This is a genomic window from Ruegeria profundi (assembly GCF_020171505.1).
GTDB lineage: Bacteria > Pseudomonadota > Alphaproteobacteria > Rhodobacterales > Rhodobacteraceae > Ruegeria > Ruegeria profundi.
The window spans coordinates 158,252-173,794 of sequence record NZ_JAIUZS010000006.1; the positions used below are offsets into that span (position 1 = coordinate 158,252).

Consider the following 15,543-nt stretch of genomic DNA (forward strand, 5'->3'; position numbering starts at 1 on the left):
GTGCAAAGCCCGACCATAAACATCGGACCAATCAAGGGAGGATACACCCGATGAAATTGAAACTGGCAACCGTGGCGCTGGGCGCCGCACTGGCGGCAGGCCCGGTCATGGCAGACCTTGTGTTCCCGTCGCTCAGCTATCGCACAGGACCATATGCAGCAAGCGGCATTCCGTTTGCCGATGGCTACGCGGATTACTTCACGCTTTTGAACGAGCGTGACGGTGGTATCGGTGGCGTACCTATTCGGGTCGTGGAATGCGAGACCGGATATAACACCGAAAAAGGTGTGGAATGCTACGAGTCCACAAAGGGCGAAGGGGCGCTGCTGTATCAGCCGCTGTCAACCGGTATCACCTATCAGCTGATCCCAAAAACTACCGCTGACGGTATTCCCATGCACACCATGGGTTATGGCCGCACCTCTGCGAAAAACGGCAGTGTGTTCAGCCACACATTCAACTATCCAGCAAACTACTGGGATGGTGCGTCGGGCGCGATCAACTATTTGCTTGAAGAAAATGGCGGTGACCTGAGCGGCAAGAAAATCGCGTTGGTCTATCATAACTCGGCCTACGGCAAAGAACCGATCCGCACGCTCGAGGAACTTTCCAAGAAGCATGGGTTTGAGCTTGTCGCGCTGCCGGTCGACCATCCGGGTCAGGAACAGAAGTCACAGTGGTTGCAAATCCGTCGTGACCGTCCCGACTTTGTCCTGATGTGGGGTTGGGGTGTGATGAACCAGGTTGCGGTGCAGGAAGCCGCAAACATCCGGTACCCGATGGAAAACTTCATCGGAATCTGGTGGTCCGGTTCTGAAAATGACGTGTTGCCAGCGGGAGAGGCGGCAAACGGTTACAAGGCTCTGACTTTCCACAACGTCGGTTCGGACTATCCGCTTTATGACGACCTGCAGAAATATGTGGTCGACGCAGGCAAAGCGGCTGGTGCTGGGGATCAGGTGGGTTCGGTGCTGTACAACCGTGGCATTTATGCTGCGATGTTGGCGGCGGAAGCTGCCAGGAAAGCGCAAGAGATCTCGGGTAACGCTGACATCACCGCCGCCGACATGCGTGACGGAATGGAGGCGTTGGAAATCACCGAAGCACGGATGGCTGAATTGGGGCTGCCAAACTTTGGCCCGGCCTTTTCGGTCAGCTGTGAAAACCATGGCGGGGATGCGCTGGTTGGCGTGACGCAATGGGATGCTGCCAGCAAAACCTGGAGCATGATTTCCGAGTTCAAGCCGACCGACAGCGACGTTATCGGTCCGCTGATTGCCGAAGATTCCGGTAACTACGCATCGGAAAACAACATCGAACCGCGCTGCTGATACGGCGCTTTTGAAAACCGGGGCGGCGGACAGCGCCGCCCCGCACCCCACACTCGCTTGAGGATATGCGCAGATGCTGGATGCGGCTCAAACCACCGAAGTTCAGGCGGAAACTCTGCTTGAAGTCAATAATATCGAGGTGATCTACAACCACGTTATCCTTGTGCTCAAAGGGGTCAGCCTGACCGTTCCCAAAGGGGGTATCACGGCGCTGCTGGGTGGCAACGGAGCGGGCAAGACGACGACGCTTAAGGCTGTGTCGAACTTGCTGCACTCGGAACGGGGCGAGGTGACAAAAGGCTCGATCAAGTATCGCGGGACCAGCGTGCACGAAAGCGACCCGGCTGACCTTGTTGAGAAGGGCGTTATCCAGGTTATGGAAGGCCGCCACTGCTTTGAGCATCTGACGGTTGAAGAAAACCTGCTGACCGGCGCCTATACCCGCAAAGATGGAAAGGCTGCAATCCAGCAGGACCTTGAACTTGTTTATACATATTTCCCACGCCTGAAAGAGCGTCGCCGGTCACAGGCGGGATATACCTCGGGCGGTGAACAGCAGATGGTTGCGATGGGCCGTGCTTTGATGTCGCGACCCGAAACGATCCTGCTTGACGAGCCCTCGATGGGGCTTGCCCCGCAGCTTGTCGAAGAAATCTTCGGTATCGTAAAGGATTTGAACGAGAAAGAGGGCGTGTCGTTTCTGTTGGCTGAACAGAACACCAACGTCGCCCTCAGGTTCGCGCATTACGGCTATATCCTGGAATCGGGCCGAGTGGTCATGGATGGGCCGGCCGCTGATCTGCGCGAGAATGCGGATGTAAAGGAATTCTATCTGGGCATGTCTGACGAGGGGCGTAAAAGCTTCCGGGATGTGCGTTCGTATCGCCGCCGCAAGAGATGGCTGTAAGCGGATGGAGGATCAAACCATGACCACTTTCTACGATGCGCTCGAGACCCGCTCCGCCGATCAACGGGCGTCAGATCAGGCGAAGGCTTTGAAGGTACAGCTGCAGCGGGTGCAGTCCGCGCCGGGCTTCGAGGCGCATCTTGCCGGGGCGGATATTGGCCAGGTTTCCGAAATTACAGATCTTGTAAAACTGCCGGTTCTGCGCAAGGCGGATCTGGCACAGGCGCAGGCGACGCGCCCTCCGTTCGGGGGGTTCACGGTTAAGCCAGCGCGACACTTTCATCATGTGTTCCAATCCCCCGGCCCGATCTATGAGCCGGGCAGCATTGATCCGGACTGGTGGCGTATGGGGCGCTTTTTGCATGCGGCGGGTGTTGGTCCGGGTGATATTGTCCATAACTGTTTCGGTTATCACCTGACCCCGGCAGGCATGATCTTTGAAAGCGGTGCACGCGCGGTGGGGGCCGCAGTGCTGCCCGCTGGCACAGGTCAGACAGAATTGCAGGTCACGGCCGCGCGCGACGTGGGCTGCACCGCGTATGCTGGCACGCCGGACTACCTGAAGGTCATTCTGGACAAGGCCGATGAGATGGGCGTGTCGCTGAATTTCAGTTCGGCGGTTGTCGGTGGTGGGGCGCTATTCCCGTCATTGCGACAGGAATATGCTGACCGGGGAATCTCATGCCTTCAATGTTACGCAACCGCCGATTTGGGCAATATCGCCTATGAAAGCCCCGCGATGGAAGGGATGATCATCGACGAACACGTTATTGTCGAGGTTGTCACCCCCGGAACCGGTACGCCCGTGGCCGAAGGGGAGGTGGGCGAAGTTGTCGTGACCTCGTTGAATCCCGACTATCCGCTGATCCGCTTTGCAACCGGAGACTTGTCTGCGATCATGCCGGGTCAATCCCCGTGCGGACGCACGAACATGCGGATCAAGGGATGGATGGGTCGGGCTGACCAGACCACCAAGATCAAAGGTATGTTCGTACGGCCTGAGCAAGTGGCTGCATTGGTCGACAAACACGCAGAGATCGTGAAGGCCCGCGTCATCGCAACGCGGCAGGGTGAAATGGACGCAATGACCGTTCAGATCGAAAGCTCTGGCGGGGATGATGCAGCCTACGTGAAATCCGTGGTTGAGGTTCTGAAACTGAAAGGCGCGATTGAGGTCGTGGCCCCCGGAACTTTGCCCAAAGACGGATTGGTGATCGAGGATCAGCGCGTTTACGAATGAGCCAAGCATAGGCTGCGTCCATTTGTGGCGCAGTTTTCTCGCTCAACCACTGGCTATTCCGAGCGTTTTGGTCGAATAAAGGCAGGCATTCTGCGTTTGCCTGTCACGATCGGAACCATGGCCGACATCGAATCTTTAGAACAAAGACCGCGTCATCGCGGCATTTCAGGCACGCGGTTTCTGGCGGCTGCGGCTTATCTGGTTGCAGCTGCATGCCTGTTGCCGATGGTGGCGGTCGTTCTGGCTGCAGTCACTGGTGGAACAGACACGATTTCGCACCTGTTCGATACCGTGTTGCCCCGCTATGTGATGACGACCTTGATCCTGGTCGTGCTGGTGGCCGTCGGCACCTTGGCTATCGGTGTGGGCGCAGCGTGGCTTGTCACGATGACGCGGTTTCCCGGTGTTCGTTTCTTTGAGATCGCCCTTGTGCTGCCGCTTGCTTTTCCAGCCTATGTGCTGGCCTATGCCTATACGTTTGTAATGGATCATCCCGGCATCGTTCAGTCCACCCTGCGTGACGTGACCGGCTGGGGGCCAAGGGACTATTGGTTCCCCGAGATCCGCTCGACCGAGGGTGCGGCTTTGATGCTGATTCTGGTTCTTTATCCTTATGTCTATTTGCTGGCTCGCGCAGCCTTTTTGCAGCAAAGCGCCAGCGCATTCCTCGCCGCCCGCGCACTTGGAAAAAACCCGTTGCAGGCATTCTGGACTGTGTCGCTCCCGATGGCGCGCCCGGCAATTGCTGGCGGCGTATTGTTGGCGATCATGGAGACCATCGCGGATTTCGGTACAGTGGCGTATTTCGGCGTACAGACTTTTGCCACCGGTATCTACACCAGTTGGTTTTCTATGGGGGACCGCGCCGCTGCTGCGCAGTTGGCGTTGTGCCTGTTGGGTTTTGCGTTAACCCTCGCTGTGATCGAAAGAACGCAGCGCGGTAGGGCAAAATACTATCAGGCCGGTAAAAGTCACGCCTCGCTGCCGGTTGCGCAATTGACGGGATGGAAATCAGGTATGGCGATCAGCCTTTGTGCTGTTCCAGTGTTGCTGGGCTTTTTGCTGCCGGTTTTCATTCTGGTGGAAATGGGATTGGAGTCAGAGCAGAACCTGCTCTCGCGTCGCTATATCGGGTTTATCCAGAACTCGCTGACGCTTGCCGGAACCGCGGCGGTGGTCACTGTAAGTGCCGCGATCTGTGTGGGCTTTTTTCAGCGTCTGCGCCCTGGACGGGGATCTGCAACCGCAGGATATCTGGCGCGGCTGGGGTATGCGGTGCCAGGCGGCGTGATCGCAGTGGGTCTGCTGGTGCCTTTTGCCAGCCTCGACAACGCCTTGGATTCATGGATTCGGCAAACCTTTGATATCTCGACCGGATTGCTGTTGACGGGTTCAATCTGGTTGCTGGTTGCAGCTTACATGGTGCGTTTTATTGCTGCCGCGCTGAGCGCTTATGAAGGCGGGCAGAGCACAGTTCACGCCAACATGGACGCGGCCGCACGATCATTGGGGCAAACGCCGCTGGGTACGCTATGCCGGGTTCATTTGCCGATACTGACGCCGTCGCTTCTGACTGCGCTGCTAATCGTCTTTGTTGACGTGATGAAGGAACTTCCTGCTACGCTGATCATGCGGCCATTTAACTTTGATACTTTGGCCGTTCAGGCCTATCGCCTTGCCTCGGATGAGCGGTTGGAAGGCGCGGCCGTGCCGTCTCTGGTCATTCTGGCGGTGGGGCTTTTGCCAGTGATTTTGATCTGTCGACAGGTTGGTCGTCGCTGAGGCGCGATGGGCCAAAATATCACATAGCTGTGCGCTCGGGCTTGATTCAAACGCGTTTTCCGGCAAGGCTGGTCCTATGAACATGCAGCCTCCAAGCCGGTTTTCTGCAAATTCGGCACAGATGCCTGTCGCGTTTGACCGGCGCGAGATGTCCCATATCCTATCCGTCTATGGTCGGATGGTCGCCGCCGGAGAATGGCGCGATTATGGTATTTCCAACCTGCGGGACATGGCCGTTTTCTCCATCTTTCGACGCACTGCTGAGCATCCGATTTACCGGGTCGAGAAGCACCCGCGTCTGCGCCAAAAGCAGGGAATGTATTCGGTAGTTGGCATGGATGGCCGAATTCTGAAACGCGGCCACGATTTGCGGACGGTGCTTCGGGTGCTGGAGCGTAAGCTGATCCGCTCCGTTGACCTTGATTAGAGCCGTTTGTGAGCAGTAACTGGCCCGTCGCCCTGCTGCTGAATTCTGGCTATTGCCTGGTCCATAGGCTCAAACGTGACATCCATGTGATAGGCATTTGCGTGCAACAGCATGTTGTCGCCATAGACCCAGGCAACATGGCCTTTCCAGAACAGCAAGTCGCCACGTTTCGGCTCCGTACCGGCAGGAAGGACCTTGCCCAATTCACGTTCTTGATCGCTGCTGTCGCCGGGGCAGGCTAGGCCACAGGCCAGCAGTCCGGCCTGCACCAGACCCGAGCAATCCAACCCAAGCCGGCTGTTGCCGCCCCAAAGGTAGGGTGTACCCAAAAACAGCTCTGCCACGACCACAGGATCCGAAAACCGCGTTTCACGGCGCTTGGCGTGTACGGTGGGGATGAACCCGAGTTCTGTTTCCAGAAACCTGCCCTGTTCCGACAGAACCTGCACCCTGCTGCCGAAACTCAGCGATATCCGGTCGGGGCTTTTCATATCCGGCTGGGCATAGGCATGAGTTGCAGGCGCTGTGATCCAGTGCGTGTCGGATACTTCTGTACCCAGTTGATCCGAGGCGACCCAACCCGCGTAACCGTCCTTGTCTGCGATGATCCGGCTCCAACCATTCTGCGTTTCGGTCACGTTCACGGCGTCACCAAACAAAAGCTGCCGGTCCCGCGCGCCGTCTGGGCTGCGCAACAGGTTGACCACGGGGTTGATGATGCGCTGGCGGCTCATAGGCCCAAAACCTCGGGCAAGGCGGTCAGAAGGGCGCGCGGACCTTGGCCAAGGCCACCTTTACTGCGCCCCGGTGCTTTTCTGGGTTGCCAGGAATAGATGTCGAAATGCACATAGCGGCTGTTCCCAACAAACCTGCGCAGGAACAATGCGGCAGTGATCGACCCGGCGAACCCGCCCGATGGCGCATTGTCGAGATCGGCGATACTGGGTTCTATCATAGCCTCGTAAGGATCGTGGAAGGGCATCCGCCAAACCGGGTCCGCAGCCTTCTGTCCGGCTTGCATCAGTGCTTGGGCGGCAGTCTCATCGTCGGTGTAAAACGGCGCAAGATCGGCACCGACCGCCACCCGTGCCGCGCCGGTCAGGGTCGCCATCGAGATCACCAAATCCGGCTCGCCCTCATCCGCCAACGTCAGTGCATCTGCCAACACCAGTCGACCTTCGGCATCTGTATTGTTGATCTCGACCGTCAGACCCTTGCGGGATGTCAGGATGTCGCCGGGTCGAAACGCATTGCCGGCCACTGAATTTTCAACTGCTGGTATCAGAACCCGCAGCTGAAGCGGTAAGTTCATCGCCATGATCATTTGCGCCAGACCCAGCACGTTGGCTGCCCCGCCCATGTCCTTCTTCATCAGCGCCATGGAGTTTCCGGGTTTCAGATTCAAACCCCCGGTGTCGAAACATACACCTTTGCCGACCAGAGTAAGTTTGGGACCAGAGTTCCCCCAATTCATCTCAATAAGGCGTGGCTCCTGCGCGGCCGCGCGACCAACTGCGTGAATCATTGGCAGATTCTGATCCAGCAGGGCTTGCCCCCGTACCACTTGGCAAGAAGCACCGAAGTCTTGCGCTAACGTCTCCACTGCGGCCTGAAGCTGATCTGGCCCCATATCTGCCGTTGGTGTGTTGACCAGATCGCGTGTCAACGCCTCGGACCGGGCCAGTATCTCGATCCGTTCGGCATCAATGCCGTCGGGTGCGACAAGGCGGGCCTTGGCCGGAGTCTGCTTGGCATAGGTATCGAAGGTATAACCCGTCAACAACCAGCCCAAACACTCAGCCTCCAGCGCGTCCGCAGGTACACCCGACGCGATTTGATAATTCCCTTCAGGCAGCGCCTCGGCCGCGGCGGCCAGAGGGAAACGCTTACGCCTGCGGATTGCGGGCTTGCCATAACCCGCGACGGCAAAACTAGGTGTTCCATCCGGCCCAGGGACAAGCGCAACCTGACCGAGTCGACCTGTAAAATCACAAGATTTCAGCCAATTAGTCAACGATTGCGGCTGATCATTCAGCCAGTCGTCCAGATCGGGTTGCGCAATGACATATAGCGGCAATGTCGGATCAGAAGGCGAAGCGAAGGACAGGGTCATAAAGATCTCAGTAAGTTCGATTTGCGCCCAGCCTAACCACCCACGGCCTGTCCGCAAGCCCCGTTAAATGGAAAGGTCTTGCTGATCCCAGATCACTGTCAGAGATTTCTCCCCGACGCGAATCAACCGCCACAGGGTAGCACCAGTTGCGACCGCATCCCCCGCATCGACGGATTGCGCCACATCGCCTGCAACACGGGCCAAGGCGACCATGCCGATTTGTTCGGCGATTGCCACCAATGAGCGCGCGCATTTCCTCAGAGCGGCCCAGTCGCGTTGCCGCCAGAACCTTTCGCAATTTGACAGACGAATGGCTAGTTCTTCGACCGTGCGGCACAGCACGTCCATCGCGTCCTTGTCGCCCATCTGCCGGTACAGCCCATTCAGTCGGTCCGAGTCCAGCCGAACGGATTCCTTGTGTTCAAGCGTGAGTATATTATCCACCACATTCACCCTAATTCTTTATGCCCCCACGGCATAGGGCGACATTGGCGACAAAATCCTTTGCAAAACCTTGCCTTCTGACCGGAAAATTGCTCGAATTTTTGATGAATTCAGGCTAGAGCGACCGGCAAAGACTGATCAAGGGACAACTTTATGGACTATGCCAAACCTCTGCCGTCCTATCTGGTGAAGCGGTATCATGGTTGGAAAGCCACCACTTACACGGAAAATCAGGTCTGGTATCGACGTCTTGCCACCGAGGGGCAGCGCCCGCGTGCGATGGTAATTTCCTGCTGCGACAGCCGCGTCCATGTCACTTCGATCTTTGGCGCAGATCAGGGTGAGTTCTTTATTCATCGAAACATCGCCAACCTTGTTCCACCTTACGAACCCGATGGAGATCACCACGGCACCAGTGCGACGATCGAATATGCTGTCACGGTTTTAAAAGTGGCGCATCTAATCGTACTGGGACATTCGCAATGCGGCGGTGTGCAGGGGTGCATCGATATGTGTGCGGGCCATGCCCCTCAGTTGGAGGCAAAGGAAAGCTTTGTTGGCCGCTGGATGGATATTCTGAAACCGAAATACGCGCTGGTCGCCGACGTCGAAGATGCACATGAACAAGCGCGACAGTTTGAGCGGCACGCTGTTGTGGCTTCGCTTGAAAACTTGATGACCTTCCCGTTTGTGTCTTCGGCAGTGCAAGACGGTTCGCTCAGCCTGCATGGGCTGTGGACCGATATCGGCGAAGGTGGTCTGCAATGCTATGACCCGCACAACAAAAGGTTCGAGGCTGTCTGAATGACAGGTACGTGCCAGATCGTCTCAGTCCAACCGACGCCGAAGAACATACCTGGTACATAAAAACCCCGCCGAAGATGCGACGGGGTTTCAAGAAGTCAATGCGCTGACGCTCAGCCCTTTTTCAGAACCTCACGGCCCAGCAATTCGGCGATCTGTACCGCGTTCAGGGCCGCACCCTTGCGCAGGTTGTCAGAAACGCACCACAGGTTGATGCCGTTTTCAACGGTAGAATCCTGACGGATACGGCTGATAAAGGTGGCGAAATCGCCCGCGCATTCAACCGGCGAGACGTAGCCGCCCGCTTCGCGCTTGTCGATCACCATGATGCCCGGTGCTTCGCGCAGGATATCGCGGGCTTCATCTTCGTCCAGGAATTCCTCGAACTCGATATTCACAGCCTCAGAGTGGCCGACGAACACGGGCACGCGGACGCAGGTTGCGGTGACCTTGATCGACGGATCGACGATCTTCTTGGTCTCAACCACCATCTTCCATTCTTCCTTGGTCGAGCCATCTTCCATGAAGACGTCGATCTGAGGGATGACGTTAAACGCGATCTGTTTCTGGAATTTCTTTGGCTCAACGTCAGTAGTCGGGTTATAGATCGCTTTGGTCTGATCCCAAAGCTCATCCATGCCTTCCTTACCGGCGCCTGAGACCGACTGATACGTTGACACAACAACACGCTTGATCTTGGCGCGGTCATGCAGCGGTTTCAGCGCGACAACCATCTGCGCGGTCGAGCAGTTGGGGTTGGCGATGATGTTCTTGTTCTTATAGTCGTGGATCGCCTCGGGGTTACATTCCGGCACGATCAGCGGAATATCAGGGTCGTAGCGATAAAGAGATGAGTTGTCGATCACCACGCAGCCCGCTGCCGCCGCCTTGGGGGCGTAGGTCTTTGTCGCGTCCGAGCCGATGGCAAATAGCGCCATATCCCAGCCGGTAAAATCAAAGGTGTCGATGTCCTGGGTCGTCAGTGTCTTGTCGCCAAAGCTTACTTCGGTTCCCAGTGAACGACGGCTTGCCAGCACGGCAAGGTCATCAACCGGGAACTGGCGTTCTGCCAGGATGTTCAGCATTTCGCGGCCCACGTTACCCGTGGCGCCGGCGACAACGACGCGATAGCCCATTTCATGTCTCCAAAGTTAAGGACGCGCGTTCATAGCCGCGTTGCAGCGAAGAAAAAAGGGTTATCGGGGATTTTTGCCGCTATGACACCGATTTTCCGATACAGCGCGTGTCAGGTGTCGTTCAGAAGCTCTTCGTAAAGGGACACAAGGGTCCTGGCCTCACCGTTGATATCGAAATTCCGCTCAACATGGGCGCGGGCGGCGAGTCCGGATTGCGAAAGGGAATCAGGGTTCGATAACATTTCAGCCGCGGCATCGGTCAACGCGGGGATATCACCAGGCTCCACCACGCGACCCAACGACGGGTCCGTCACGATCTCGGAGAACGCACCGACATCGGTGGCAACAACCGGCACACCGCAAGCCATCGCCTCAAGCGGGGTCAGGCCGAACCCTTCCCATCGCTGCGGAGCGATGAACAGGTCCAGCACCTGATACCACGCGGCGATCTGGTCGACGGTCACTTCGGGCATAAACAGGATGCGTTCAGAAAGACCGGCCTTGGCGACCTTGTCTTTCAGCTCGGCCAGATAAGCAGTGTGTTTTTCGGTCGCGCGGCCCATAACGATGCCATGAACATCTTCAAAGCGGTCACACAGCTCGATCATCGCGTCAACAAAAGCGTCAGTGCCTTTCTGGTGGCGGATACGGCCATAGCACCCCAGCAGTACGCCATCAGGCAGGCCCAGACGCGTCCGAACCTCGGCTTTGTCCTTGGGCGGCGTGAAATCCTGCAAATTGATGCCGTGCATGATCACCTGCGCGTCACGTTCCAGATACCCGGCGGTTTTGCGCGAGGTGGCGACAACCGCGTCCATCTTGTCGATCAACCATTTCGTATAGCCGGTATGGGCGCGTTGCGAAGCGCTGGTGAACAGAAGTTTCAAGCGCAGCCGCAGGATATCGCGCAGGATCAGGCCCAGCAGCATCTCGGTATTGCGCCGTGCATGCCAGACGCGCAGGGTCTTGCGCGACAGAAAGGGCAGGCGACCCAAAGGAATATGCGGGGTATCCGACGGCAACCCCGGTCCTGTGGCCGCGATATCGATCCATTGCGCCTGCAACGGCACCAGTCGAGCGATCGTTGCCGTTACGCCAGAGAGTCGGCGTTTGAGGTTGGGGGCAATGACGCGCGGATCAGACATGGATGCTCCTGACGGGTTCAGCGTTAATCAACGCTGTCGCGGCTGAACAGGTATATCACACAGCCAAGGGCGAGCGTAATTGCGAAAAAGCCGAATATCGCTGTGTAAGGCGCGGTTGGGCTGATGTCCACCGTGGCCGCGTGGATGCGTCCGGTGACGAATTGCGCAAGGCCGACGCCGCCAATACCAAAGAGGTTCAAAAGGGTCATGCCGCGACCCACCAGATGCGGTGCCACAAATGCCCGGCCATGCGCCATGATGACCGGAAAGCTGGCCCCAAGGAAGCCGATCACCGCCATCAGGACCACTGACAGCCAAACCGCGCTGTCGATCCACAGACACATCAGGGCCAGTGCTGCTGCGCCCATCGTGTTGCCACCAAAAATCACCCATTTTCGTGTACCAAGCACCCGATCGAGCGGTCCGTAGGCAAATGTTCCGGCGATCATGGCCGCTCCCATAATGAGGGTCGCTGTTCCGATCTGAGTTGTGCTGAGGTTGAAGATATCGCTGAGGTAAGGCCCGGCCCACAGGCCGCGCGTGGCCGCCGATGGCGCATAGGCCACCAGCATCAATGGCAGGATCGCCCACAAAGCAGGTTCTTTCAGCAAGTCCAGTACGGACCCTCGATGCTCGGTCTCGACCTTCTTGGGGTCGTTCACCGTGCTCCAGATTCCCAGCGCGATGACTCCCGAAAACAAAGCCAGAACCCACATCGTTGCCCGCCACCCCATCAACTCGACCGCCAGCGCGGTTGGGTACGAGGCCACAAGGTTGCCGACGGATCCGACACCCAGCATGACCGCGGCCAGCGTTGCAAAACGGGCAGGGGGGTATTCACGCGCAAAGATATAGTAGGACGCCATAAGCACCGGTGAGCACCCAACGCCGATCAATCCCATCGCAATTGCGATGTGAAAGGGCGTATTGGCAACGGCAAACAGCGCCGCGCCGCCTGCACCGCCAACCAGCAGCAGGCTCGCGGCTGTCAGGCGCGGTCCGATCCGGTCCAGCGCCCATCCTACCGGCAGTTGCATTGCCGCAAAGATCAGGAACCATAGCCCCGATGCAAAAGCCAAATCCTCGGGCGTGGCGTTGATATCGCGCCCCAGATCGACGCTGAGCACCGCCAGAAAAGCGCGAAAAAACTGGCTAAGCACATAGCCCAGACACAATACCACCAGACCCGCTTTCATGAGATGCCTTTCTTCTTCACCAGCGCGGGAAGCAGTGGCATGTCGCAATGCATTACACAAGCGCGTGTGTTACACTGTTTGTACCGGACAGTATTCACATTTGGGCTATCGTTAGACTAAGAACATCACCCAGAGGTGCAAATGAAAGACGCCCAGGCCGCTTTTTACGAAAGCCTTCCCCTACAGCGGGATTTTACGAGTTTGGCGCAACCCGCGCGGTTTTCGGCCGTGCCCGACGACTGGGCGCTGGGTGTCGCTGATATTGTTGATTCGACCGGTGAGATTGCCAACGGGCGATACAAGACGGTCAACATGGTTGGCGCCGCTGTGATCTCGGCCATGATAAACGCCCTGAAGGGGCAGCAATTTCCCTATGTCTTTGGGGGGGATGGGGCTGCGTTTGCGATCCCTGCAAGTGCTGTCGACATCGCCCGAACGGTCCTGGCCGAGTTGCGGCGCTGGGCGGAGGAAGAATTCTCGATCGCCTTGCGCGCGGCCTTGGTGCCAGTGTCCGAGCTTCGTCAGGCAGGGCGTGACCTGCGTGTCGCGCGTTATGCACCCTCGAACGGCGTGGACTATGCCATGTTTTCAGGCGGAGGTCTGGCTTGGGCCGAGGCAATGATGAAAGAGGGGCAGTTCCAGGTTCCGCCTGCTGACCCCGGTGCTCAGCCCGACCTGACGGGACTGTCTTGCCGTTGGTCCAACATCAAGGCGCAGCACGGTAAGGTCGTATCTCTTGTGATTGAGCCAACGCCCCAAGCAACCGAGAGCGATTTTGCCGATCTGGCGCAATCGGTCCTGTCAGCAGCTGAAGGGTTGGAACGCGCGGGCCACCCGGTTCCGGAAAACGGCCCGCCCATTAAGTGGCCGCCCCCCAATTTGGCGCTTGACGCGAGTGTGTCCAGATCGGGGCGAAACCTGTTTACACAGAAGGTTAAGCTGCTGGGCCAGAACCTTTTGATCGCTCTATTGTTCAAGTCCGGCAAAAGCCTGGGTCAATTCGACCCTGAACACTATAAGAATATGGTCAGCCGGAATGCCGATTTCCGCAAATTTGATGATGGATTGAAAATGACGCTGGATTGCGACTCAGCGACATTCTCGCAGATTGAGATCATGCTGGAACAGGCACGCGCGCAGGGCAAGATCCGGTACGGTGTGCACGCGCAGGATGAGGCGATGATGACATGTTTTGTACCCTCGGCCACTCGCGATGATCATGTGCATTTCGTAGATGGTGCCGCGGGCGGTTATGCACAGGCCGCGGCTGCGATGCAGACCTAGGTCCTACTTTGCGGTCCATTCGGCCGCCAGCGCCCGGGCCGCCTGTGTCAGCAACATTACGTCGATCCCCACTGCAAGAAACTGAGCACCCATGTCCATGTAGGCTTGTCTGGCAATGTCATTGGTTGCCAGAATTCCGGGTGCTTTACCTGCAGCCTTTATGCGCGCGATCGCGTCGGAGATGGCGGCTTGAACCTCGGGCGCATCGCTTTTGCCCGGAAATCCCATATCCGCAGACAGGTCCGCCGGACCGATAAAGACACCGTCGACACCTTCGACCGACAGAATTTCATCCAGCGCGGTCATACCGGCGCGGTTTTCGACCTGAACCAGCAGGCAAATCTGGTCGTCCGCAGATTGTATGTAATCCGTGACAGACCCGTAACCGGTCGCCCGCGCCGCGGCAGCACCCACACCGCGCACGCCTTCGGGTGGATATCGACACGCCCGTACCAGTTCGCGGGCTTGCTCAGCGCTGTTCACCATGGGGACCAGGATGGTCTGTGCGCCAATATCCAGCACCATCTTGATCAGGGCCGTATCCCCAACGGGCACCCGCACCACCGGATGCGTCGGGCTTGCCGCAAGCGCCATCAACTGATCACGCATCGAGCGGATATCATTCGGAGCGTGCTCGCCATCTATCACCAGCCAGTCGAACCCTGCTGAGCCCATGATCTCGGCGGTGACGGCCTCACCGAAGCTGCTCCAGCAGCCAATCAGCCGATCACCCTTTGATAGAGCCTGTTTAAGCAAATTTTGCGCAGCGGGCATACGAGCACCTTTCAGTTATTTAGCGGGCGACACCGGTGTAGCCGGCGTTCTGGTTGCTATTTAGCGGACCAGGCCAGAAGAAGACTACCAAATTATCAAACTACAGGATTGGGCTGTTCAGCGATTTCACTGTTTTCGGTGCACGTATCCCTTTCCGGAGACGGGCAAAAGCGATATGGGCAGACAAGAGAAAACCCCGCCTTAAATACCCCGAAAAACGCTGCGGAAATCGGTTTATGACGTTGCAGTGCCGTTGGAATTCGGCAAGACTTTCGTATGACCAATGATGTACCTTTGACGTCACGCTCATTGCCTATCGCGCTGCTGCGGGCTCGGGAACGGGTCATGGGACCCATTCGAAAGATGTTGGCGGATGCCGGTGTTACCGAACAGCAATGGCGCGTATTGCGTGTCCTGAACGAAGAAGGCCCGCAAGAACCGACCCACATTGCAGAGCGGGCCTGTCTACTGCTGCCCAGCCTTACACGCATTCTGCAAAAGCTTGAGGCAAAGGACCTGATCGTACGGCGTATGCATCCAGGTGACAGGCGCCGCCAGATTATCGACATCTCTGACAAAGGGGATCAGATCATTAAGGATAATATTCAGGTAACAATCCAATTGGCCGAGGATCTGCGCACCAAAATGGGTCCTGAACGTCACGAAGCCTTGTTGGACCTTTTGAACGAATTGCGGGATTTGGAAACCTAAGGGGTGTCCCTCGAACCCCGCCAGAGACAAGTGGTATCCCTGACGGGGCGGCCAGACGTGTACTGGATTATTTGCCTGGCCCCAAGCCGGTTGCGTCAGATATGCCCAACGGTCCGGCCTGCGTTTCAGAGAACGCGCCGGTTTGAAATAAAACCGACTCTGTGACGCAGAGACTTGTTGGGGGTTATGTCTCAGGCCATGGTTCTCTGAAATTGTGACGTCCCGACCGTTGTGTCGTACCCAAGTTTC

General features: G+C 57.4%; 15 protein-coding genes. 8 read left to right on the top strand and 7 right to left on the bottom strand.

The window, feature by feature from the left end; translation table 11 throughout:
* Nucleotides 1–50 precede the first annotated feature (50 nt).
* The 5 genes from LCM21_RS15100 to LCM21_RS15120 all read left to right on the top strand — a co-directional run bounded on the left by LCM21_RS15100 (nucleotide 51) and on the right by LCM21_RS15120 (nucleotide 5,687).
* Nucleotides 51–1,331, top strand: coding sequence for an ABC transporter substrate-binding protein (locus LCM21_RS15100; RefSeq protein ID WP_224891343.1), 1,281 nt, complete (start codon nucleotides 51–53; stop codon nucleotides 1,329–1,331).
* Nucleotides 1,332–1,404: 73 nt separating this feature from the next.
* Nucleotides 1,405–2,238, top strand: a complete 834-nt coding sequence (locus tag LCM21_RS15105; protein WP_068339703.1) for an ABC transporter ATP-binding protein — start codon at nucleotides 1,405–1,407, stop codon at nucleotides 2,236–2,238.
* A 19-nt stretch (nucleotides 2,239–2,257) separates the two neighbouring features.
* Nucleotides 2,258–3,478 carry a phenylacetate--CoA ligase family protein gene (locus tag LCM21_RS15110; RefSeq protein ID WP_224891344.1) on the top strand — a complete coding sequence of 407 codons (1,221 nt, stop codon included), beginning with the start codon at nucleotides 2,258–2,260 and terminating at the stop codon, nucleotides 3,476–3,478.
* Between the two features lie 117 nt (nucleotides 3,479–3,595).
* Nucleotides 3,596–5,260: an ABC transporter permease gene (locus LCM21_RS15115; RefSeq protein WP_224891345.1), complete on the top strand. Its 1,665-nt coding sequence runs from the start codon at nucleotides 3,596–3,598 to the stop codon at nucleotides 5,258–5,260.
* Nucleotides 5,261–5,336: 76 nt separating this feature from the next.
* The gene (locus LCM21_RS15120) at nucleotides 5,337–5,687 is read left to right on the top strand and encodes a DUF2794 domain-containing protein (protein WP_224891346.1); all 351 of its coding nucleotides are present in this window, start codon (nucleotides 5,337–5,339) and stop codon (nucleotides 5,685–5,687) included.
* On the opposite strand, the gene LCM21_RS15125 is transcribed toward LCM21_RS15120, so the two are convergent.
* The 3 genes from LCM21_RS15125 to LCM21_RS15135 all read right to left on the bottom strand — a co-directional run bounded on the left by LCM21_RS15125 (nucleotide 5,684) and on the right by LCM21_RS15135 (nucleotide 8,253).
* Nucleotides 5,684–6,421 carry a C40 family peptidase gene (locus LCM21_RS15125; protein WP_224891347.1) on the bottom strand — a complete coding sequence of 246 codons (738 nt, stop codon included), beginning with the start codon at nucleotides 6,419–6,421 and terminating at the stop codon, nucleotides 5,684–5,686. The two genes, LCM21_RS15120 and LCM21_RS15125, sit on opposite strands and share 4 nt — an antisense overlap.
* Complete coding sequence (locus tag LCM21_RS15130) at nucleotides 6,418–7,800, bottom strand: leucyl aminopeptidase family protein (RefSeq protein WP_224891348.1); 1,383 nt, start codon at nucleotides 7,798–7,800, stop codon at nucleotides 6,418–6,420. The genes LCM21_RS15125 and LCM21_RS15130 overlap by 4 nt, the downstream gene beginning before the upstream one ends.
* Before the next feature lie 63 nt (nucleotides 7,801–7,863).
* Nucleotides 7,864–8,253, bottom strand: coding sequence for a hypothetical protein (locus tag LCM21_RS15135; RefSeq protein ID WP_224891349.1), 390 nt, complete (start codon nucleotides 8,251–8,253; stop codon nucleotides 7,864–7,866).
* Nucleotides 8,254–8,397: 144 nt separating this feature from the next.
* Here LCM21_RS15135 and LCM21_RS15140 point away from each other — a divergent pair, with 144 nt between their 5' ends.
* The gene (locus LCM21_RS15140; protein ID WP_224891350.1) at nucleotides 8,398–9,048 is read left to right on the top strand and encodes a carbonic anhydrase; all 651 of its coding nucleotides are present in this window, start codon (nucleotides 8,398–8,400) and stop codon (nucleotides 9,046–9,048) included.
* 113 nt (nucleotides 9,049–9,161) lie between these two features.
* On the opposite strand, the gene LCM21_RS15145 is transcribed toward LCM21_RS15140, so the two are convergent.
* The 3 genes from LCM21_RS15145 to LCM21_RS15155 all read right to left on the bottom strand — a co-directional run bounded on the left by LCM21_RS15145 (nucleotide 9,162) and on the right by LCM21_RS15155 (nucleotide 12,525).
* Nucleotides 9,162–10,184 carry an aspartate-semialdehyde dehydrogenase gene (locus tag LCM21_RS15145; protein ID WP_068339682.1) on the bottom strand — a complete coding sequence of 341 codons (1,023 nt, stop codon included), beginning with the start codon at nucleotides 10,182–10,184 and terminating at the stop codon, nucleotides 9,162–9,164.
* A gap of 110 nt (nucleotides 10,185–10,294) precedes the next feature.
* Nucleotides 10,295–11,329: a glycosyltransferase family 4 protein gene (locus tag LCM21_RS15150; RefSeq protein ID WP_224891351.1), complete on the bottom strand. Its 1,035-nt coding sequence runs from the start codon at nucleotides 11,327–11,329 to the stop codon at nucleotides 10,295–10,297.
* 23 nt (nucleotides 11,330–11,352) lie between these two features.
* Complete coding sequence (locus tag LCM21_RS15155; RefSeq protein ID WP_224891352.1) at nucleotides 11,353–12,525, bottom strand: MFS transporter; 1,173 nt, start codon at nucleotides 12,523–12,525, stop codon at nucleotides 11,353–11,355.
* A 141-nt stretch (nucleotides 12,526–12,666) separates the two neighbouring features.
* Between LCM21_RS15155 and LCM21_RS15160 the strand changes: the two genes are divergently transcribed.
* Nucleotides 12,667–13,809, top strand: coding sequence for a DUF3095 domain-containing protein (locus LCM21_RS15160; RefSeq protein ID WP_068339672.1), 1,143 nt, complete (start codon nucleotides 12,667–12,669; stop codon nucleotides 13,807–13,809).
* Nucleotides 13,810–13,812: 3 nt separating this feature from the next.
* Here the strand turns inward: LCM21_RS15160 and LCM21_RS15165 are convergent, their stop codons facing one another.
* Complete coding sequence (locus LCM21_RS15165) at nucleotides 13,813–14,583, bottom strand: HpcH/HpaI aldolase family protein (RefSeq protein WP_224891353.1); 771 nt, start codon at nucleotides 14,581–14,583, stop codon at nucleotides 13,813–13,815.
* A gap of 276 nt (nucleotides 14,584–14,859) precedes the next feature.
* Here LCM21_RS15165 and hpaR point away from each other — a divergent pair, with 276 nt between their 5' ends.
* Nucleotides 14,860–15,294, top strand: coding sequence for a homoprotocatechuate degradation operon regulator HpaR (hpaR, locus tag LCM21_RS15170; protein WP_224891354.1), 435 nt, complete (start codon nucleotides 14,860–14,862; stop codon nucleotides 15,292–15,294).
* Nucleotides 15,295–15,543 lie beyond the last annotated feature (249 nt).

Coding starts and splice junctions, on each gene's coding strand:
- LCM21_RS15130 (WP_224891348.1), bottom strand. CDS start 7,800: ATGACCCTGTCCTTCGCTTCGCCTTCTGATCCGACATTGCCGCTATAT.
- LCM21_RS15105 (WP_068339703.1), top strand. CDS start 1,405: ATGCTGGATGCGGCTCAAACCACCGAAGTTCAGGCGGAAACTCTGCTT.
- LCM21_RS15115 (WP_224891345.1), top strand. CDS start 3,596: ATGGCCGACATCGAATCTTTAGAACAAAGACCGCGTCATCGCGGCATT.
- LCM21_RS15165 (WP_224891353.1), bottom strand. CDS start 14,583: ATGCCCGCTGCGCAAAATTTGCTTAAACAGGCTCTATCAAAGGGTGAT.
- LCM21_RS15145 (WP_068339682.1), bottom strand. CDS start 10,184: ATGGGCTATCGCGTCGTTGTCGCCGGCGCCACGGGTAACGTGGGCCGC.
- LCM21_RS15155 (WP_224891352.1), bottom strand. CDS start 12,525: ATGAAAGCGGGTCTGGTGGTATTGTGTCTGGGCTATGTGCTTAGCCAG.
- hpaR (WP_224891354.1), top strand. CDS start 14,860: ATGACCAATGATGTACCTTTGACGTCACGCTCATTGCCTATCGCGCTG.
- LCM21_RS15140 (WP_224891350.1), top strand. CDS start 8,398: ATGGACTATGCCAAACCTCTGCCGTCCTATCTGGTGAAGCGGTATCAT.
- LCM21_RS15125 (WP_224891347.1), bottom strand. CDS start 6,421: ATGAGCCGCCAGCGCATCATCAACCCCGTGGTCAACCTGTTGCGCAGC.
- LCM21_RS15160 (WP_068339672.1), top strand. CDS start 12,667: ATGAAAGACGCCCAGGCCGCTTTTTACGAAAGCCTTCCCCTACAGCGG.
- LCM21_RS15150 (WP_224891351.1), bottom strand. CDS start 11,329: ATGTCTGATCCGCGCGTCATTGCCCCCAACCTCAAACGCCGACTCTCT.
- LCM21_RS15100 (WP_224891343.1), top strand. CDS start 51: ATGAAATTGAAACTGGCAACCGTGGCGCTGGGCGCCGCACTGGCGGCA.
- LCM21_RS15120 (WP_224891346.1), top strand. CDS start 5,337: ATGAACATGCAGCCTCCAAGCCGGTTTTCTGCAAATTCGGCACAGATG.
- LCM21_RS15110 (WP_224891344.1), top strand. CDS start 2,258: ATGACCACTTTCTACGATGCGCTCGAGACCCGCTCCGCCGATCAACGG.